A 19,575-nucleotide genomic window follows, 5' to 3' on the forward strand; every position below is an offset into this window, starting at 1 on the left:
AACGTCACCTGATAAACGGCTATGAGCGAAAATTGAATATTTTATTGATTGAAATTTAGCCATGCGATTATTAATATCGCAATTTTCTCCGATAACATTAGTGACCGCCGTTTTGGTGTGCTAAAAAACCACCAAAATGGGACAAATAGATTGTTACGTTTCAGAATGAGCATTGAAGATATAAACAAAAAAGCCAAATCATTAATAGATGAAACTTGGAAAGATAACTCCAAGTGGCATCAAAACTTTGATGAGGCAAAAAGCATTCTTGAGCAAGTCTTACATAACCATACTGATGATGAGCTAACTCTCATAAACTATGGAACTGTTCTATGTGATATGGGCAAACATCAAGAAGCGGCTGAATATTTTAAAAAAGCAATAGATCAAGGCAGTAATAACAAACATGCATTTTACAATTTAGGTGTAGCGCTTATGAATTGTTCAACTGACGAAAATGCAATGTTCTACATGAAAAAAGCAAAATCAAAACAAGCTTGTGCTCTAACCTGGGAGGCTTACTTTGATCCAATGGGGCACTAATAACTTAACAAGATGGGTTTATTATCCATACAAAGCGTTTAAACATCGTTCAGACCATGTGGCCTTCACGGGAAACCCAAAGCTGCGTGACTGTTGTGGGATCGCAGAGTAACGAGCATAGATAAATATTCAAAGATTGATATCTACCGTTACAATTTTTTCGTTGTGTTTCGCGGTGCTCAACCCAACCTACACAGTCCATTTAAACACGAGCTTATCACTTACAACTTAAAGCTTACCGCTCCTAGACCTTAAAACTGGCAGCTACGCTCTACCTCACCAACACATAAATCAATTGCACAACCAATGAAATCATCACTAATGGCCAAATGTATTTGGCGTATTTAGTCGCACCATCTAGGCCCATTTTAGACTGATACTTTTCAAGTAGTGGCACAAGAATGATTAATGCAACAAACAGTGAAATTAAAATCACGAAGATATTCATACCATTCCTATTTAATAAAATATCTATCGAGTATACCTAGGGTCTGTTTATCTTTCGAGGTTAAATTTGCAGCTGCGCGTTTGGTTTTTAGGCAAGGCAGAGCCTATGTAGTGTGGTTATTCCCCATAAATAGGAGATAACTCGACATAAATGCCAAACACGCGCTGCCCGAAGGGTTCTGCCTAGGGGCGATTAACTCTTTGTTGCTCGATTTTTACTTAGCCCACTAGGTTACAAATCTCGCGCCGTGATTAAATCGCCCCTAGTTTGAACAAATTTTAACCATGAAAGGTCAACAGACCCTAAGCGCAAAAAAAAAGCGCAGTAAATACTGCGCCAGTCGGTTGGAAGTAAAAGTTACCTCACCATACTCAGCTCGCTGGGTATGGTTTAAGATTTGTTTAACCTACCAGAGCTAACAAGATACCTGCAGCCACAGCACTACCCAGTACTCCCGCAACATTTGGTCCCATTGCATGCATTAATAAGAAATTATGCGGATTATTCTCCAGACCCACTTTATTAACTACGCGTGCAGCCATTGGCACAGCTGATACACCAGCCGCGCCGATGAGTGGATTGATTGGTGATTTAGAGAACTTGTTCATACCTTTTGCCATAAATACACCTGAAGCTGTACCAATTGCAAAAGCCAAGGCGCCGAGTACCAAAATACCAATTGTTTCTACGGTTAAAAACTTATCTGCAGCAAGCTTAGAGCCTACAGCTAAACCAAGGAAAATAGTGGTGATATTTATGATCTCGTTTTGTGCACTATTACTTAAACGGTCAACCACACCAGACTCTCGCATCAAGTTTCCTAAACAGAACATGCCTACCAGTGGCGTTGCTGCAGGTAAAAACAAAATCGTTAAACTCAATACCATTAACGGAAAAATAATTTTTTCCTTTTTTGATACGGTGCGTAACTGTGGCATTTGAATTTTACGTTCTTCTGGTGTGGTTAAAGCCCGCATAATTGGCGGCTGAATAATTGGCACCAACGCCATATATGAGTATGCAGCTACGGCGATAGCACCCAATAAATCAGGAGCAAGTTTTGAGGCTAAGAAGATTGCCGTCGGGCCATCTGCACCACCTATAATCGCAATTGCTGACGCATCTTGTAAAGAAAACTCAAAACCTGGTACATAGTTTAGTAAAATTGCGCCAAACAAGGTTGCAAAAATACCAAACTGAGCTGCAGCACCTAGCAATAACATACGAGGATTAGCTATCAAGGCACTAAAATCAGTGAGTGCACCAACACCCATAAATATTAATAATGGGAATACACCGGTATCAATCCCAATATGATAAACGTAATACAGCAAACCACCGGGGTCTGATAAGCCCGCTACGGGGATATTTGTTAATATTGCCCCAAAGCCAATTGGTAATAATAATAACGGCTCAAAGTTGCGCGCAATTGCCAGATACAACAATAAACACCCTACTGCGATCATAATAAGCGCAGGAAATGTAAAATTAGCAATACCTGTTGCTTGCCAGAGGTTTAATAATGCTTCCATCCTCTGAGCTCCTAAGCTAGTGCTATCATAGCGTCACCCGTTGCCACTGAATCACCTTCAGCAACAAGAATTTCAGCAATAGTACCGGTGTGGGTTGCACGAATTTCAGTTTCCATTTTCATCGTTTCCATGATGATCACTACATCGCCTTCATTTACCGTTTGACCCGCTTTCACCTTGATTTTAAAGATGTTACCAGCAAGTGGAGCGTTAAGTGTTTCGCCGGAAGCAACTGACGCCGATTGTGGAATATGCTCACTATCTTTAAGTGTTACTTCTTTAAGCTCACCGCCTTGTGCAACCACCACATCATAAACTTTACCATCTACTTTTACGCTGTACTGCTCTGCTTTTACTGTGTTGCTGTTACTTTTTTTATTGCTAACTGGTTGTTCTTTATTAGCAGATTCAGCACTTGGCACAGCTTCGAAAGCATCTGGGTTATTACGATTTTTAATGAATTTCAACCCAATTTGTGGGAATAATGCATACGTTAACACGTCGTCAATCTGCTCATCCGCTAAGCTTAAACCTTGCTCTTGTGCTTCTTTTAATAACTCAGCTTGGAGTATTTCTAGTTCTGGTTGCAATAAATCAGCTGGGCGGCAAGTAATGACTTCTGCGCCATTAAGTACGCGCTCTTGTAATTCTTTATTCATCGGCGCAGGAGTTACGCCATACTCACCTTTTAGCACTCCGGCAGTTTCTTTGGTGATAGTTTTATAACGCTCGCCCGTCAATACATTTAATACTGCTTGTGTACCCACAATTTGTGATGTTGGTGTAACTAACGGTAAATAACCTAAGTCTTCACGTACACGTGGGATCTCAAGTAATACTTCATTCAATTTATCCGCAGCACCTTGCTCTTTAAGCTGGTTTTCCATATTAGTTAACATGCCACCAGGCACTTGCGCTAATAAAATACGGCCATCAACACCTTTTAAGCTGCCTTCAAACGCGGCATATTTTTTACGAACATCACGGAAATAAGCAGCAATCTCTTCGAGTTGATTTAAATCCAGCTCAGTATCACGTTCAGTACCTTCAACAATCGATACAATCGTTTCAGTTGCGCTGTGTCCGTAAGTCATACTCATTGATGAAATTGCGGTATCAAGCATATCAATACCTGCATCAATCGCTTTTTGGTAAGTAGCAGTACTTAAACCTGTTGTGGCATGACACTGCATTGCAATTGGGATAGAGACTGTTTCTTTTAACGCTTTGATTAACTCTTCTGCATCGTATGGTTTAAGCAAACCAGCCATATCTTTAATACAAATTGAATGACAGCCTAACTCTTCAAGCTGCTTGGCAAGCGTTAACCACATATCAAGTGTATGGACCGGGCTTACTGTGTACGAAATTGTACCTTGTGCATGTGCGCCAACTTTAATCGCAGCTTTAATAGCCGTTTCAAGATTACGAACATCGTTCATCGCATCAAAAATACGAAACACATCAACACCATTTTTGTGCGCTCGCTCTACAAATTTTTCAACAACATCATCGGCATAATGACGATAGCCTAAAAGGTTTTGACCACGTAATAACATTTGCTGTTTAGTATTTGGCATAGCTTTTTTAAGAGCACGAATACGCTCCCAAGGATCTTCACCCAAATAACGAATGCATGAATCAAAAGTAGCCCCACCCCATGATTCGATCGACCAGTAACCTGCATCATCTAATTTTTGTGCAATCGGTAGCATGTCATCCAAACGCATACGTGTTGCTAATAATGATTGATGCGCGTCCCTAAGTACTAATTCTGTTAATTTTAATTTAGCCACAAGTCACTCCTTATAGTTTTTGTTTATTTTTGTATTGAGCTATGGCTGCACTTATCGCAGCGATGTGTTCACTTGATACACCTGATGCTTTGATTGACGGTGTACGCGTTGGCGTTGCAACCGACTGTTCAAAACGACCCGCTAATTTAGACATAATGGTAATTGCTGAAATCAACAACGAAAGAAAAACGAAAACGCCCACCATCCCAGTGATCATTAAGTTTGCTGCTGTAGCAAGTAACTGACCTATATCCATCCTGCTCCCCCCTGATTATTTCCACCCAGCCCCGCCAGGTAAAAAATCACTTTATTTAAATAATTATGCAACAATCATAACAAAGAAAAAGACCAAGTCCAACACTTTGTAAATTGGTAAAACCAATTAATACAAAACTAACATATGCTCAGCAAAGTTAACACTCTACATTTTGCTATAATTTCATAGGATATAGATGATAAAAATACTGAATATAGCTATAACTTATAAGTAAAAGCTTATCCGCAGCTGGAAAAGCTACCGACTGAACGACTGAACAACCGCTTGATTAAATACAAATGGCTCAAAAATGAAATTGGTCTTACCAAAAAACGACTAAAATATTGATTTTTAGAGCGTCGAGTATAAGTTACAGATAAAGCTGTAAATAATTCCCACCTAATTTATGAAGAGAAATGAAATAAACCTCTATAGCATTGATAATAAAGGATTTAAATACATGGCATGTAACTAGCATTATTTACTCTGAACAAATTAACAAACCAAGGAGACGACAATGTTACGCTGGACAATTACATTTCTAGTTATTGCACTTATTGCTGCAGTGTTAGGTTTTGGTGGTATCGCAGGTGCCGCAGCAGGAATTGCTAAGATTATCTTTTTTATCTTTATTGTATTGTTAGTTATTTCACTCGTTTCAGGTGCATTGCGCGGCAATGTCCCTAAGTGATAACAATTTATTTTAAATAACAACACATTTATTATTTTTACAAGGAATTACATTATGAAATCGACAACTATTAAAACCGCTGTGATCGCTTTATTCGCTAGTTTTTTTATCATGGGTTGTGAAGACAATCATGCAGAAGAGGCCGGTGAGCGCATAGATGAAGCTGTGACCGACGTACAAAACAAAGTAGAAGACGCCTGTGAAGAAGTAAAAGAAGGCGTTAACGCTAAAGAAACTAACTGTTAATCCAGTTAGATACAAATAATAAAAAACGACTCTTTTGAGTCGTTTTTTGCATTTTAAGAGAAGTTAAAATTAAGCTCTCGCTTCTAGCATTAGTCGCTTCATGTCACGTACTGCTTTATCTAATCCATCAATGGCTGCACGCGCTATAATTGCGTGACCAATGTTTAATTCGTAAATTTCTTTCATAGCAGCAATCGGTTTCACGTTATGATAATGAAGACCGTGGCCGGCGTTTACTATCAAACCCAAACTTGCTGCATACTTTACGCCTTGATGAATATGCTCAAGTTGTTTTTGTATCTCAGCATCAGTTTGCGCATCCGCATAAGCGCCAGTATGAATTTCAACATAAGGGGCATTACAGGCTTTAGCTGCATCTAGTTGTGCTTTGTCTGCATCGATAAATAACGATACTTTAATACCGGCGTCAGTTAATTTTGCTGTCGCGACTTTAATCTTATCTAGATTACCAACAACATCTAGACCGCCTTCGGTAGTTAACTCTTCGCGTTTTTCTGGTACTAAGCAAACATAAGCTGGCTTTACATCTAAGGCTATATCAATCATTTCATCTGTAACCGCTATTTCAAGGTTCATTCGTGTTTGGATTGTTTTAGCCATCACATACACGTCACGATCTTGAATGTGACGACGGTCTTCACGTAAATGAATAGTGATCCCATCAGCGCCAGCATGCTCAGCAACACTCGCAGCATGTGCTGGATCTGGGTAATTTGTACCCCGAGCTTGGCGTAAGGTAGCAATATGATCAACGTTTATACCCAAAAGAATATCTTTCATTTTTTTACCTGTAAAAATAACGGTTAAAAATACCGTATTAAGATTGTTGGTGAATACCCAAACTATTTGGATATAAACAGCTCGCGACTTTTTAATGGTTTTTTGCCTAATAAAGGCTTCATTAAATGACGACTTAATTGTTTTGCCATATATAACACATCCGGCGCACTAAAGTCATGAGCTGCAATTGCATTTAACTGCGCGCCAGAAAAGCCACTGCCTTGATTTTCTTGGGCAACAAAGCCGTATTCAGCAAAGTAACTATACGTTTGCTCTGCCGAAATTGGATCGCCTGCGGCATCAAAACTAAAGTCAACGCCATAGCCTAATAATTCTAATAGTTGAAATTCATAAGAACGTAATACAGCTTGTAAATTAGGGTGCTGGTTAAGCTGTTGTAGGTGAGTTTTATACAATTGATAGGCATGATCAATCGGTTCATTAATTGGTACAATGCGGTTGGTTAGTTCATTGAGGTAAAACCCACAATAAAGCTGATCCCCAACTAGTGTGGATTGCGTGCCATGTAGTTCAAATCGTTGGATATATTTCAGGTCGTGTTTACCGGTATAATTTACCAGTAAGGCTTGGAAGGGTTGTAACTGAGCTTTGTATTTTGTTGCTTGGCGACCGCTAATTCGCGCCAGCATGCGCAACTGGCCAACGCCTTCTACTAACATATCAAGCATTACTTGTGAGTCACTAAAAGGACGTCGGTGTAATAAATATGCCGTGTAGAAGTCGCTATCCATAAATATCGCTTAGGCTATTAATCTTCACCATAGCCTAAACTGCGAAGTGCTCTCTCGTCGTCAGCCCAACCTGATTTAACCTTCACCCAAAGTTCTAAAAACACTTTATTATCAAGCATTTCTTCGAGATCTTTACGGGCTTCGCGGCCAATCACTTTAAGCTTTTCGCCTTTATTACCAATAACCATACGTTTTTGCGTTTCACGCTCAACTAAAATCAAGCCATTGATATGCCAAATGCCATTTTCTTGCCATTTAAACTGCTCAATTTCAACGGTAACTGAGTAAGGAAGCTCCTCACCCATAAAGCGCATCAACTTTTCACGGATCACTTCGGCTGCCATAAAGCGCATTGAACGATCTGTTACGTAATCTTCAGGGAAGTAAAATTCACACGGTGGTAAACGCTTAGTTACTTCATCTTTGATCAGGTTGATATTTTTACCTTGAGTCGCAGATACTGGCATAATGCCAACAAAATCAAACTTTTCGCCTAACCACTTCATATGCGGTAGCACAAGGTCACGGTCTTTTACTTGATCAATTTTATTCATCACAAGTAACACTGGTTTGCCATTTTGCTTTACTTTGTTAAGCACCATTTCATCGTCAGCATTCCAGTGAGTACCTTCAACAACAAAAATAACTAGCTCAACATCACCTAATGAACTTGAAGCAGCACGGTTCATTAAACGGTTAATGGCACGCTTTTCTTCAACATGCAGGCCTGGTGTATCAACATAAACGGCTTGGTGCTTACCTACAGTATGAATACCCATAATACGGTGGCGTGTGGTTTGCGGTTTACGCGAGGTAATACTTACTTTCTGCTCAATAATTTCATTAAGCAAGGTAGATTTACCAACGTTTGGGCGGCCAACAATAGCGACCATGCCACAAAAAGTATCTAAATCACGCGTGTGCGGTTGGATCAATGTATCAAGATTCATTTTTAAGTATCTTCAACGCTTTTTCAGCGGCTTTTTGTTCAGCTTTACGACGAGAACTGCCAACTGAGATGATGCTATCCATACCTTCAACAATACATTCAACCGTGAACGTTTGATTGTGTGCCTGACCTTTAGTATCTACTACAGTATAGCCTGGCAAAGGTAATTTGCGGGCTTGTAAGTATTCTTGTAGTAATGTTTTAGGATCTTTTTGGTTTAAACCTGGCGAAATGGCATCAAGGCGAGATTCGTACCACGCCAAAATCAAGTCTCCACAAACATCAATGCCAGCATCTAAAAATACCGCACCAATAATTGCTTCAACCGCATCAGCTAAAGTTGATTCACGTCTAAAACCACCACTTTTAAGTTCACCCGGCCCTAAGCGTAAGTAATCACCTAGGCCAAACTCTAAACCAAATTCAGCTAAGGTTTGTCCACGCACAAGCGTTGAACGCATGCGGCTAAGATCGCCTTCACGCGCTTTGGGGAACTTACTATATAAAGCATTGGCAATGACAAAGCTTAAAATGGAATCGCCCAAAAACTCTAAGCGTTCATTGTGTTGTCCTTTATGGCTGCGATGGGTCATCGCCTGCTCAAGCAATACTTGATCAATAAAGGTATACCCTATTTTGCTATATAACTCTGTTACATTTTTTTTCATTGTTACTGAATATTACCTAGGCGTTCAAAACGAACACCAGTTGGAACCCAGGCTGGTAAAATGTCATCTGGGCCATTCTCAAATTCAAAACTCATCCATATAAAGACAGCTTTACCCACCAAGTTTTCTTTTGGCACAAAGCCCCATACGCGACTATCTTGGCTGTTATCGCGGTTATCACCCATCATAAAATAATGATCAGCCGGCACTACCCATTCATCAGAACGTGTACCCGGTTGTTGATAGTAACGCCCTTTCATTTCCAGCGCTTCAGGGTTAATTAAAATATTATGTTTTAGCGTAGTCAAATTTTCATCTAACCGAACTAAATCCATAGAGCCTTGCTTAAATTCATCGCGATTAATGATCTCCATATCAATTTTATTAAATTCATTACACAATAAGTCACCTTGTTGTGTTTGTCCTTGTTCGCAATTTGGCTGAATGTATAAACGCTTATCACGGTAAACGATTTTATCACCCGGTAAACCAATCGCACGTTTAATATAATCAATACTTTCATCTAATGGGTATTTAAATACCACAATATCACCACGTTCAGGCTCTGCCACATCAACTAATTGAGTACGCCAAACAGGGTCTTTCACGCCATACGAATATTTCTGTACTAAGATAAAATCGCCAACTAATAGTGTCGGCATCATTGAACCTGATGGTATTTGAAACGGCTCGAATATAAACGATCTAAAAATCGTAATAGCCGCAATCATCGGAAAAATTGATTTTGCCGTTTCAGTAATCGTCGGTTCTGGCGCAATTAGTGCTGCAGTTTCTTCATCGAGCTCGCCGCCAGCAGAACTTTGCGCAAGAGCTAAGCGTTGCTGCCTTTTTGGTGCAAACATAAAATGGTCAATTAACCAAATTAAGCCTGAGCCTAAAGTTAACAACACTAAAAATATTGAAAAATAACCTGCCATGCATTAAATCCTTTATCTTACGTAATTTGGTTAAAAAACTTACTTACCAACTTTAAGAATAGCTAAAAATGCTTCTTGAGGCACTTCAACATTACCTAGTTGCTTCATACGTTTTTTACCATCTTTTTGCTTTTGAAGTAGCTTTTTCTTACGACTCACGTCGCCACCATAACACTTCGCGATTACGTTTTTACGTAACTGTTTAACAGTGGTACGGGCAATAACGTGTGCACCTATTGCCGCTTGAATCGCAATATCAAACATTTGACGAGGAATAAGCTCTTTCAATGCATCAGCTAGTTGACGACCACGCGATTGCGCACTGTCTCTGTGAACAATAATCGCAAGTGCATCAACACGCTCACCATTGATCAAAATATCAACACGTACCATGTCTGATGTTTGAAAGTGCTTAAAGTTATAATCAAGCGAGGCAAAGCCACGACTGGTTGACTTTAACTTATCGAAAAAGTCCATCACCACTTCAGCCATTGGCAGTTCATAAGTAACTGCGACTTGTTTACCGTGATAGTTCATCTTGGTTTGCATACCACGCTTTTCAATACAAAGCGTAATAACACTGCCTAAATACTCTTGTGGTACAAGAATATTAGCTTCAACAACGGGCTCACGAATTTCTAAAATATCATTTACAGCAGGTAAATCAGATGGGTTATCAATCTGAATCGTACCTTCCTTAGTTACAACTTCGTAAATTACCGTTGGTGCGGTGGTAATTAAGTCAATATCGTATTCACGCTCTAAACGCTCTTGAATGATTTCCATGTGCAACATGCCCAAGAAGCCACAGCGAAAGCCAAAGCCAAGTGCTGTTGAATTTTCTGGTTCGAAGAATAACGACGCATCATTTAAGCTTAGTTTATTAAGCGCATCACGGAATGATTCATACTCATCCGAGGCAATTGGAAACATACCGGCATAAACTTGTGGTTTAATTTTTTGAAAGCCCGGTAAGCGCTCAGGTGCTGCATTTTTTTGATGGGTAATAGTGTCACCTACTGGCGCACCATGTATTTCTTTAATACCCGCAATAACAAAACCTACTTCACCAGTTCTTAAAATACCGGTGTTGGTTTGCTTTGGTGTAAAAACACCAACCTGATCTGCAGTGTGTATATGCTCGTTCGACATAATTTTTATCTTGTCGCCCGTTCTTAATTCACCGTGCTTAATACGCACCAGCGATACTACACCTTGATACGGGTCAAACCATGAGTCGATGATAAGCGCCTGTAGCGGCTTGTCTTTATCACCCTCTGGTGGCGGTACGTCCTTAACAATCATTTCAAGAACTTCGGCAATACCCACACCTGTTTTAGCGCTACATTGCACGGCATCTAGGGCATCGATACCAATAATATCTTCAATTTCTTCGGCTACACGAAGTGGATCAGCTTGTGGTAAATCGATTTTATTTAATACCGGAATTACTTCTAAATTCATTTCGATGGCGGTGTAACAATTCGCTAGAGTTTGCGCTTCAACACCTTGACCGGCATCAACAACTAATAATGCACCTTCACACGCTGCTAGTGAACGCGATACTTCATAAGTAAAGTCAACGTGTCCAGGGGTGTCGATAAAGTTAAGTTGGTAAGTCTCACCATCGTTGGCTTTATAATTTAGAGTTACACTTTGCGCTTTAATGGTGATACCACGCTCGCGCTCAATATCCATTGAATCCAATACTTGCTTTTGCATTTCGCGGTCTGTTAAACCACCACAAACTTGGATCAAACGATCTGAAAGGGTCGATTTACCGTGGTCAATATGGGCGATGATCGAAAAATTACGGATATGCTTCATAAACTGGATTCTAAACTTCTATTTTAATGGACTGAGTGTATAAAGCCGTAATTTTACATTTAATTGGCTTCAATCACCATCTATTTGAGTTAAAGGAAGGCTAATAGGGTGAATTTTTATTACTTTAACATCATGCTTTAGGCTTTTCACTCGGCTTTTAGCGATGCCAAAGCCAGTAAAACCACCAGCTATAGCGGCAATGATTTGCAACCATTCAGGCACAGAAAAAACCTCAGCAGCCACTAACGCAAATACCAGACTTAACACCAAAGGCAACATATACACTGCAAAAGCATGCTTTACCATGTGGCTATCATCCAGTGCTAGGGTTACTTTTTGCCCAACCACAACTGGAATTTCAAATCGATAGGGGAAGGTTTTTTTAGCAGTGCCAAATAGCTTACTAAAAATTTGTGAACCACAACGGCCATTACACCCTTCACAGGCTTGCTTTTGTTGGGCTTCTAAATGCGCAGTGGCGCCTTGAATCGACACCACTGTAAGAGTTTGTTCTATCATTATCAGCTTATATTACAAGGGTCTTGCAACCGATTCAGCAATTGCTTTTGCAGTCATTGCTGGAATATTCCCCACCACTGACACATCAAAACTACCGCTATTATGCACATATACTGTCGTGGCACCGGATGACAATGCACCGCTTGGTCTGCGACCTGGTAATGGTCTTTGTACGAACACTGAAATTTCGACAAAACCATCTGAGTATAAATAATAATCCGTCAGTTCATTGTTCAAATCAAGCTTATGACGGTCTGATTTTAGTAAACTAAACCCCTCAGGTAACCAACCTATTTGCCAATTATTACTTCCTGTATTTGCTTCATTTTTGGTAATTGCCGCTGCCGGTAGTGGCGTTGGAAATTTACGATTAAGCATTTCAAGTAATAACGCAGCGGGCTCTTCGGTTACACTAATATGGGTTAACTGTAGTTGTTCTAACATCTCACCGGCATGATTAACATAAGCAGATTTTAGTAATAGTGATGACTCTGCATCAAGCCACAGCCAATAATTAAACTTATACTCGTCTTTTGATTCGATGCGCACAAGCTGCGCAGCACGCCCTGCAATACGGCCTTTACCACCGAGTACAAAATCGTAATGCTGACTTAAGCGCTCAACATCTTTAAACAACACTTCTGGGATTGGGCCTGCTATAGAATCAGTATCTATTGAATAAGGCTCAGACTGTGGCTCAAAATAAGTAACTTGGTCATCGATACGAACCATCTCAAGGCCTGCGCCATTGAGTAAGCTCAAATGTTCGAGTTCTGTATTACCTTGTTTTGCATGCAACCAACGATATGGTTCCATTGACTTTCCTTTCACGACCACAAATGATGCGTCAAAGTTACGATTATGAACGGCGTCAGCCATTTTGAGCAGTAGCTCTTTTGCGGGGTTTTCGTCGTCAGCAAAAGCTGGAGCCATTAATACCAACGACAAAATAAAAGTAATTACTTTCATTTAATTAGTTTTTTTCCTCTTTGGCTTGCGCCTCAGTGTGAGCTTTTTCTAATGAATATGCAACTCGTGCTTGGCGTTGATGTTCTAATACTAACGCGCCAATACGCTGTTGCTGTAACTCACGCAAACCTTGCTCTGCATTTTGTAAAGCGGGTTCTGACGAATAGCTAACTGGTGATGCCATTCCTGTTACTGGTGTTGTTTGTAACATCGGAATTTCATTGCTAGGTGAGTTTTCACTTTGTGGCAATGTTTGTACACCAACAATTGCAAACATGGCGACACTTGCTGCAATTGCAAGTTGTGCAACTGGTTTGCGCCAGTTAAATGCCACTACATTATCGGTGCCCGTTGCAGCCAATGGTGTTGGCTGTGCCGCTGGTTGTGTGAAATCAGCATAAACTGGCTCACTTTCCAGCGCTTGCGCAACACTATCGCTTATATCAAAGACGAACGCATCTTCTGACTCAGCACGCATTACGTCACCTATTAGCGCATAACGTCCTAAGGTTGCCGCATCTTGCTGGGCAATAACCTCATCAGTTAATGATTGTTCGCCGTCAAGTAATGCGGATAAATGCTGATTATCCAACTTGTTAACGTGTGCTTTTGTCATATTAAGACTCGCCTATTAATGGGTTTAATTTGTTATCTATTGCTTCACGGGCACGGAAAATACGCGAACGCACCGTCCCGACTGGGCAATCCATCACCACGGCTATTTCTTCATAGCTCATCCCTTCGATTTCTCGTAGAGTGATCGCGGTTTTAAGATCTTCAGGCAAACTATCAATGGTGTTAAAAATCACTGCGCGAACTTCTTCGCTTAATAACAAGTTCTCAGGGGATGCGTTTGAACGCATTGCATCAGCACCATCATAAAACTCTGCATCGTCAGCATCTATATCATTTGCTGGCGGTTTGCGGCCCTGAGCCACTAAGTAATTTTTAGCACAATTAACGGCGATACGGTATAACCAAGTATAAAAGGCACTGTCCCCTCTAAAGTTTGGAAGTGCGCGGTATGCTTTAATAAAAGCTTCTTGAGCAACATCAGCAATATCGCCTTGATTTGATACATAACGTGAAATCAAACCGGCTATTTTGTTCTGATACTTCTTTACTAAAAGATTGAAGGCATTTTTATCGCCCTGCTGGACCCTTTTTACTAGCGCTAAATCCAAATCCTGCTCGCTCATTCGAGCCGGTACTCCTCTGTCTGATTATTGCTTGTCATTCATATCCTGCCATTGTTTACAAATACTCTGACTGCTGCATGAATGAAAAGTTCTGTTTAATATTATTTTTTTATAAAATAGCATATAAATATATTGGCGAAAGTTGAAAATCACTAATAGTGTCGCGCCAAATATGATACATATACGCCTATCATAATATTATTATTTGCTCATTACTGTTTATACATTAGTATCTGGGCATTGTAACCGCAAAGACCACGGACATGAACCAAAATAAACACCATATCACGGATGTCGCTATTATTGGCAGCGGCGCAGCTGGCCTCTCATTAGCATTATCTTTAGCTAATCACTGTAAAGTTACCGTGATCAGCAAAGGTGAATTGACGGAAGGTTCCACACTTTATGCACAAGGCGGCATTGCTGCCGTGTTTGATAAAAAGAATGACAGCATTGAATCTCACGTACAAGATACCTTAGATGCCGGTGGTGGTTTATGTGATAAAACCGCCGTGCAATACACCGCAAGTAATGCCCATGACTGCTTGCAATGGCTAATCGAGCAAGGCGTGCCTTTTGATATGGAGTTTGATAGCAAAGGCAAAGAGCGCTTTCATTTAACCCGTGAAGGCGGCCATAGCCATCGCCGAATTTTACACGCTGCAGATGCCACCGGCCGAGCAGTGCAAACAACGCTAATAAGCCAAGTACAAGCGCACCCAGAAATTACCTTATTAGAACAATACAACGCGATAGATTTAATTGGTGATAAAAAATTAGGCCAAAACGGTAAACATATTCATGGCGTATATATGTGGAACCGAGCGGCGAAGAAAGTTGAAACAATTTCAGCTAAGTTTGTAGCCTTAGCAACCGGTGGTGCCAGTAAAGTATACCTTTACACATCCAACCCTGATGTATCCAGTGGTGATGGTATCGCCATGGCTTGGCGGGCAGGTTGTAGAGTAGCCAATATGGAATTTAACCAATTCCACCCGACCAGTTTATATCACCCAGAGCTACAAAACTTTCTGATCACCGAAGCGATGCGCGGTGAAGGTGCTTATTTAAAGCGCCCTGACGGCACACGATTCATGAAAGACTTTGACGAGCGTGAAGAGCTCGCACCACGCGATATTGTTGCCCGCGCTATCGATTTTGAGATGAAGCGCTTAGGTGCTAACTGTGTGTATTTAGATATTAGCCATAAAGATAAAGACTTTATTATTGAGCATTTCCCGACCATTTATGCAAAATGCTTAAGTGTCGGGCTCGATATCACTAAAGATCCAATTCCAGTGGTTCCTGCGGCACATTATACCTGTGGTGGAGTAATGACTGACTTTAACGGCAAGACCGATCTAGATAACTTATATGCGGTAGGCGAAGTCGCTTATACGGGGCTACATGGCGCTAATCGCATGGCCAGTAATTCATTACTAGAGTGCATTGTATTTGCTCACGCCGCAGCAAAAGATATTTTAGCAAAAATACAACATAGTCCAGCATTAAAAGTGCTGCCGATGTGGGATGAAAGCCGCGTAACTAACTCAGATGAAGAAGTGGTGATCACCCATAATTGGCATGAACTAAGACTATTTATGTGGGACTATGTTGGCATTGTGCGTTCAACTAAACGCCTAGAACGTGCGTTACACCGAGTTGAATTACTACAGCAAGAAATTCGTGATTATTATGCAAACTTCCGCGTTTCGAATAACTTGCTTGAACTGCGTAATTTAGTGCAAGTAGCAGAGCTTATAATTCGCAGTGCAATGGAGCGAAAAGAAAGCAGAGGCTTGCATTATACCATTGACTACCCGCAGTTAAATGATAATCCAACGCCCACTATTTTAACTCCGCTTGCTCATGACGAGCAGCCAAAGTAAGACGTTTCAAGCGCACAAAACTCAGTTCATCAACCCCGCTGGCATTAATAATCAGCCAGTGGGAGCTTGCAAAGCCATTAATATATAACCAAACACTGCTTTGATAAACACGGCTTTTGTTGCTGATATGGCCATTTATTTTTAGCGTATTATTTTCAAAACGACATTGCGTAGAATCTAATATAAAAACGCCTTGCTGAGGATGGGATTTTTTATACCAGTGCCAACTTACATAGCCAAAAATAGTACTACTGGCGACACAAATAAATTGCGCTAATACGCTAGTTAAAAATAAGCTATAACACACTGCGAACAAGCTAAAGTAGACCACAAAAGGTCTGTGGTCTGGAACATTATTAGTAACCCTAAACCTATACACGAACTCGGTCTAAAATCAGTTGTACCATCTGTTTAAGCTCAGGATCTTTACATTCTTGATGGCCCATAAACCACGCAAATAGATCGGGATCATCCGCTTCTAGCAAACGTTGAAGAACAGCTTGCTGCTGTACAGATAACGAATCAAATGCCTCATCTACAAATGGCATAAATAACACATCTAGTTCTAACATGCCGCGGCGACAAGCCCAGCGGATACGCGCTTTATTGTGAATTTCAGTCATTTTTTACCTCGTACTAAGTTGCTTAGCAGTTTAACAAATTGCACCTGAATAAACAGCTATTTATGCATCTATACCAGCAGCGCTAACTACGGTATTATACGCGCCTACATTTCTTGTAACGCAGGTTTTTATGTCAACAGTACACGCATGCCCTTTATCACATCAGCTGATCCGCATTAGCGGTGTTGATAAACTCGCCTACCTTCATGGCCAAATTACCCAAGATATTAATAAGCTCAACCAAACCAACTTCTTATGGGCTGGGCACTGTAATGCCAAAGGTAAATTATGGAGTGTAGCCAAGCTCTTTGCTTATCAAGATAGTTACTATTTAGCAGCATCAGCGGTTGAAACCGCTCAATCTTTAACTGAATTAAAAAAGTATGCGGTGTTTTCAAAAGTTGAAATACACGCTGCTACCAGCAAGTTAATTGGTTTAATCGGTGATGATCTAGCTGCAACCTTAAATGCGTTGAACATTCATTTTAATGAGCAAGATAGCGCTTGCGATTTTAGTCATGGTAAAGCACTAAAATTAGCAAAAAACCGCATTTTACTGATGGTTAATGACGAATTTTCACTGCCTGATGAGGTTATCGCCCTTGAAAACGACGCGCTGTGGCACCAACATAGTATTTTAGCGGGTGAGCCTGAGCTCAATGAAGCGGCACTCGGTGAATACGTACCACAAATGGTTAACCTGCAAGCTATCGGTGGAGTAAGCTTTCGTAAAGGCTGTTACACAGGCCAAGAAACCGTTGCCCGCATGAAATACCTTGGTAAAAATAAACGCGCTATGTATATCGTATCAGGGCACAGCGATGGAGAATTAGCTGAACCAGAGCTTGAAACCCAAATGGGTGAAAACTGGCGTCGTGCTGGCAAATTAATAAGCCAAGCCTACAATCAACAAAGTAAAACCTTATTTGGCCTTGTTGTGTTGCCAAACGACAGTGAAACTAGTCAGTTACTGCGTGCAAAACATGCCCCAACGGTAGAGCTATCAATCCTTCCTCTACCCTACTCTCTCGAAGACGAATAAATAGGAGTGACTATGATCGTTGCAACAAATAAAGTGGTAAAAATGCATTATTCAGTCATGGATAATGACAAAAACTCTATCGATAACTCATTTGATGGTGAGCCACTGATCTTTATCGTTGGTACCGGTTACTTAATTCAAGGCCTAGAAGATGCCCTGCAAGGTAAAAAAGCGGGCGACACACTCAGCGTTACTGTGCCACCAGAGCAAGGTTATGGCGAACGCCATGATGATCTGATGCAAGCAGTACCTAAGTCGATGTTTGAAGGCATGGAAATTGAAGTTGGTATGCAATTTCGTGCCTCAACAGATGACGGCGATCAATCTGTAATGATCATTGATATTCAAGAAGACGATGTAATTGTTGATGGTAATAATCCACTCGCTGGCATCACTTTAAACTTTGATGTAGAAATACTTGAAGTGCGTGATGCAACAGCAGACGAGCTAGAGCATGGCCATGTCCATGGTGATGGTGGCTGTGGTCACGATCACTAATATCGACTTAGTGGACTAAACCGACAATAAAAAAAGCGCTACTGCGCTTTTTTTATATCTATAATTTAATCAAACGGGTGTAGGCTCTGCTATTGGCTCACTTATCTTACCCGCCAACGCTGCCAGTAAACCATCTTGGTCGTTAGTTCCCAAGCGATATTGGCTGCCATCTTTTAAAGTTAGCTGTACCGCGCTAAATCCTGACACTGTGTATACCCAACCATCATGGGTAATACGTAAGCCAATACCATGACGAAAAGAGTTTTCTACCGCTTTAGCTTCAATAATATCCACTAACTGTAACTTATCACCAAACACACCAGGACCAAACCCCCAGCTAATTTGGCTGTCATCAACTTTAATGGTTAAACCATGGAACAAAAACCCCACCAGCACTAAAATCGCTGCAAATACCATTAACGGCATATCGGCACCAATTAAATACCAAGCTAAACCAACAAAGCTGGCAATCCAACTTAGAATAACAAAAATGAACAGTGCAAATTGCTTATGCTGATACATAACACTCTCTAAAATATTAAAAACTATAAACTAATGTCGCACTTAGTTCTGAATCAAACTTTAACTTATCGTCTTCCGGCTTAGAATTATAACGATATAAATAAGTAAACTTTAATGATACAGCGCCCATTAGTTGGCTGATCAGTGATGTTTCTGACTTTAATCGTGAGTTCAATCCTGACAATGACTGTTCAATACTTAAATCTTGATTGAAACGTGTTCGAGTCGAGACCGTACGCTCCCACTGCAGTGCTAAACGTAATAAATAACCGGTTTTGGTTTTGTCTTGCTCATCTTCAAGCTCAGCATCATCTTGTGCTACCGAGCGGTATAAACCAGGCCCTATATCAAAATCAACTTGGTTTTTTACCCCTTGATATAAACGATTACCATAACCTGCCGCAAGTGTGCTTTTAAACTCAAGACCACTGAATTCATCTTCTTCATAATCACCATACATAAAGAATGAGGCATTTTTTACCCCTACTTTATAGTTGCCCTGCGCAGAGAAAAATATACGGTTTGCCGAGACTTCATCATTGCCAGTGGTGTCGTTACGATCACGTTTATATAAACTATCTATCTTGAATTGATTACGCCAATTTTCAAGATCTTGATATAAGTTACCTTTGAACTTAAAACTGGTCGAATTAGTATTACCGCGACTAACAATAAATCCAAATTCAGTATCGCCGTATAATAGTTCGCCTTGATGGATTTTATGGATCTCTTCATCTGAGAGTTGACCGTACTCATGAAAGTCTTCAAAAGGATCAACCGCCCAGACTCTAAAGCTAAGCAGACAGCCCAACAACAGCAGTAACCTAATCACTGTTCGCTCACTGTGTTGATATTTAAAACAAGGCT

General features: G+C 40.6%; 24 protein-coding genes. 6 read left to right on the plus strand and 18 right to left on the minus strand.

Translation table 11 applies throughout. The features are described from left to right. Nucleotides 1-48 precede the first annotated feature (48 nt). Nucleotides 49-543: a tetratricopeptide repeat protein gene (locus tag H5200_RS13345; protein WP_182717009.1), complete on the plus strand. Its 495-nt coding sequence runs from the start codon at nucleotides 49-51 to the stop codon at nucleotides 541-543. A gap of 271 nt (nucleotides 544-814) precedes the next feature. On the opposite strand, the gene H5200_RS13350 is transcribed toward H5200_RS13345, so the two are convergent. The 4 genes from H5200_RS13350 to H5200_RS13365 form a co-directional block, all read right to left on the minus strand. Continuing rightward, the gene (locus H5200_RS13350) at nucleotides 815-991 is read right to left on the minus strand and encodes a hypothetical protein (protein WP_167542971.1); all 177 of its coding nucleotides are present in this window, start codon (nucleotides 989-991) and stop codon (nucleotides 815-817) included. Nucleotides 992-1,392: 401 nt separating this feature from the next. After that, nucleotides 1,393-2,523, minus strand: coding sequence for a sodium ion-translocating decarboxylase subunit beta (locus H5200_RS13355; protein WP_145237582.1), 1,131 nt, complete (start codon nucleotides 2,521-2,523; stop codon nucleotides 1,393-1,395). 11 nt (nucleotides 2,524-2,534) lie between these two features. Next, the gene (gene oadA, locus H5200_RS13360) at nucleotides 2,535-4,319 is read right to left on the minus strand and encodes a sodium-extruding oxaloacetate decarboxylase subunit alpha (protein ID WP_182761650.1); all 1,785 of its coding nucleotides are present in this window, start codon (nucleotides 4,317-4,319) and stop codon (nucleotides 2,535-2,537) included. Nucleotides 4,320-4,329: 10 nt separating this feature from the next. Further along, nucleotides 4,330-4,575: an OadG family protein gene (locus H5200_RS13365; RefSeq protein ID WP_182761651.1), complete on the minus strand. Its 246-nt coding sequence runs from the start codon at nucleotides 4,573-4,575 to the stop codon at nucleotides 4,330-4,332. 517 nt (nucleotides 4,576-5,092) lie between these two features. Here H5200_RS13365 and H5200_RS13370 point away from each other — a divergent pair. Further along, nucleotides 5,093-5,266, plus strand: coding sequence for a DUF1328 family protein (locus H5200_RS13370; RefSeq protein ID WP_145237585.1), 174 nt, complete (start codon nucleotides 5,093-5,095; stop codon nucleotides 5,264-5,266). Nucleotides 5,267-5,320: 54 nt separating this feature from the next. Further along, nucleotides 5,321-5,512, plus strand: coding sequence for a hypothetical protein (locus tag H5200_RS13375; RefSeq protein ID WP_149980895.1), 192 nt, complete (start codon nucleotides 5,321-5,323; stop codon nucleotides 5,510-5,512). 69 nt (nucleotides 5,513-5,581) lie between these two features. On the opposite strand, the gene pdxJ is transcribed toward H5200_RS13375, so the two are convergent. The 10 genes from pdxJ to rpoE all read right to left on the minus strand — a co-directional run bounded on the left by pdxJ (nucleotide 5,582) and on the right by rpoE (nucleotide 14,134). Continuing rightward, nucleotides 5,582-6,313, minus strand: a complete 732-nt coding sequence (gene pdxJ / locus H5200_RS13380) for a pyridoxine 5'-phosphate synthase (protein ID WP_182761652.1) — start codon at nucleotides 6,311-6,313, stop codon at nucleotides 5,582-5,584. A gap of 62 nt (nucleotides 6,314-6,375) precedes the next feature. Then, nucleotides 6,376-7,065, minus strand: a complete 690-nt coding sequence (gene recO / locus H5200_RS13385) for a DNA repair protein RecO (RefSeq protein ID WP_145237591.1) — start codon at nucleotides 7,063-7,065, stop codon at nucleotides 6,376-6,378. Between the two features lie 17 nt (nucleotides 7,066-7,082). Beyond that, the gene (gene era / locus H5200_RS13390; protein ID WP_145237593.1) at nucleotides 7,083-8,015 is read right to left on the minus strand and encodes a GTPase Era; all 933 of its coding nucleotides are present in this window, start codon (nucleotides 8,013-8,015) and stop codon (nucleotides 7,083-7,085) included. After that, the gene (gene rnc / locus H5200_RS13395) at nucleotides 8,005-8,682 is read right to left on the minus strand and encodes a ribonuclease III (RefSeq protein ID WP_145237595.1); all 678 of its coding nucleotides are present in this window, start codon (nucleotides 8,680-8,682) and stop codon (nucleotides 8,005-8,007) included. Before rnc ends, era begins: the two co-directional genes overlap by 11 nt. 2 nt (nucleotides 8,683-8,684) lie before the next feature. Beyond that, on the minus strand, nucleotides 8,685-9,620 hold the full coding sequence (gene lepB, locus H5200_RS13400; RefSeq protein WP_182761653.1) for a signal peptidase I: 936 nt from the start codon (nucleotides 9,618-9,620) through the stop codon (nucleotides 8,685-8,687). A 39-nt stretch (nucleotides 9,621-9,659) separates the two neighbouring features. Continuing rightward, nucleotides 9,660-11,447 (minus strand): translation elongation factor 4, encoded by a 1,788-nt coding sequence (gene lepA / locus H5200_RS13405; protein ID WP_182717004.1) that lies wholly within the window; start codon nucleotides 11,445-11,447, stop codon nucleotides 9,660-9,662. Between the two features lie 69 nt (nucleotides 11,448-11,516). Beyond that, nucleotides 11,517-11,966: a SoxR reducing system RseC family protein gene (locus H5200_RS13410; protein WP_149980899.1), complete on the minus strand. Its 450-nt coding sequence runs from the start codon at nucleotides 11,964-11,966 to the stop codon at nucleotides 11,517-11,519. Between the two features lie 12 nt (nucleotides 11,967-11,978). Next, nucleotides 11,979-12,935 carry a MucB/RseB C-terminal domain-containing protein gene (locus tag H5200_RS13415; RefSeq protein ID WP_149980900.1) on the minus strand — a complete coding sequence of 319 codons (957 nt, stop codon included), beginning with the start codon at nucleotides 12,933-12,935 and terminating at the stop codon, nucleotides 11,979-11,981. A gap of 4 nt (nucleotides 12,936-12,939) precedes the next feature. After that, nucleotides 12,940-13,551 carry a sigma-E factor negative regulatory protein gene (locus H5200_RS13420; RefSeq protein WP_182761654.1) on the minus strand — a complete coding sequence of 204 codons (612 nt, stop codon included), beginning with the start codon at nucleotides 13,549-13,551 and terminating at the stop codon, nucleotides 12,940-12,942. Between the two features lies 1 nt (nucleotide 13,552). After that, entirely contained in the window at nucleotides 13,553-14,134 is a 582-nt protein-coding gene (rpoE, locus tag H5200_RS13425) for an RNA polymerase sigma factor RpoE (protein ID WP_064666393.1), read from the minus strand. 263 nt (nucleotides 14,135-14,397) lie between these two features. On the opposite strand from rpoE, the gene nadB reads away from it, so the two are divergent. Beyond that, a complete protein-coding gene (nadB, locus tag H5200_RS13430; protein ID WP_182717003.1) occupies nucleotides 14,398-16,023 on the plus strand; it encodes an L-aspartate oxidase in 1,626 nt (541 codons plus the stop codon). On the opposite strand, the gene H5200_RS13435 is transcribed toward nadB, so the two are convergent. Further along, nucleotides 15,983-16,354, minus strand: coding sequence for a hypothetical protein (locus H5200_RS13435; protein WP_310736225.1), 372 nt, complete (start codon nucleotides 16,352-16,354; stop codon nucleotides 15,983-15,985). The genes nadB and H5200_RS13435 overlap by 41 nt on opposite strands. 40 nt (nucleotides 16,355-16,394) lie before the next feature. Further along, nucleotides 16,395-16,646 carry a succinate dehydrogenase assembly factor 2 gene (locus H5200_RS13440; protein WP_054205400.1) on the minus strand — a complete coding sequence of 84 codons (252 nt, stop codon included), beginning with the start codon at nucleotides 16,644-16,646 and terminating at the stop codon, nucleotides 16,395-16,397. A 130-nt stretch (nucleotides 16,647-16,776) separates the two neighbouring features. Here H5200_RS13440 and ygfZ point away from each other — a divergent pair, with 130 nt between their 5' ends. Together ygfZ and H5200_RS13450 are read left to right on the plus strand one after the other, a co-directional pair. Continuing rightward, nucleotides 16,777-17,688, plus strand: coding sequence for a tRNA-modifying protein YgfZ (ygfZ, locus tag H5200_RS13445; RefSeq protein ID WP_182717002.1), 912 nt, complete (start codon nucleotides 16,777-16,779; stop codon nucleotides 17,686-17,688). Between the two features lie 12 nt (nucleotides 17,689-17,700). Continuing rightward, nucleotides 17,701-18,186, plus strand: a complete 486-nt coding sequence (locus tag H5200_RS13450; RefSeq protein ID WP_182717001.1) for a peptidylprolyl isomerase — start codon at nucleotides 17,701-17,703, stop codon at nucleotides 18,184-18,186. Between the two features lie 69 nt (nucleotides 18,187-18,255). On the opposite strand, the gene H5200_RS13455 is transcribed toward H5200_RS13450, so the two are convergent. Further along, nucleotides 18,256-18,708, minus strand: coding sequence for a hypothetical protein (locus tag H5200_RS13455; RefSeq protein ID WP_182717000.1), 453 nt, complete (start codon nucleotides 18,706-18,708; stop codon nucleotides 18,256-18,258). A gap of 16 nt (nucleotides 18,709-18,724) precedes the next feature. Further along, nucleotides 18,725-19,540, minus strand: a complete 816-nt coding sequence (locus H5200_RS13460; protein ID WP_149980906.1) for a DUF481 domain-containing protein — start codon at nucleotides 19,538-19,540, stop codon at nucleotides 18,725-18,727. Nucleotides 19,541-19,575: the final 35 nt, after the last annotated feature.

The organism is Pseudoalteromonas sp. SG43-7, assembly GCF_014164295.1.
GTDB lineage: Bacteria > Pseudomonadota > Gammaproteobacteria > Enterobacterales > Alteromonadaceae > Pseudoalteromonas > Pseudoalteromonas rhizosphaerae.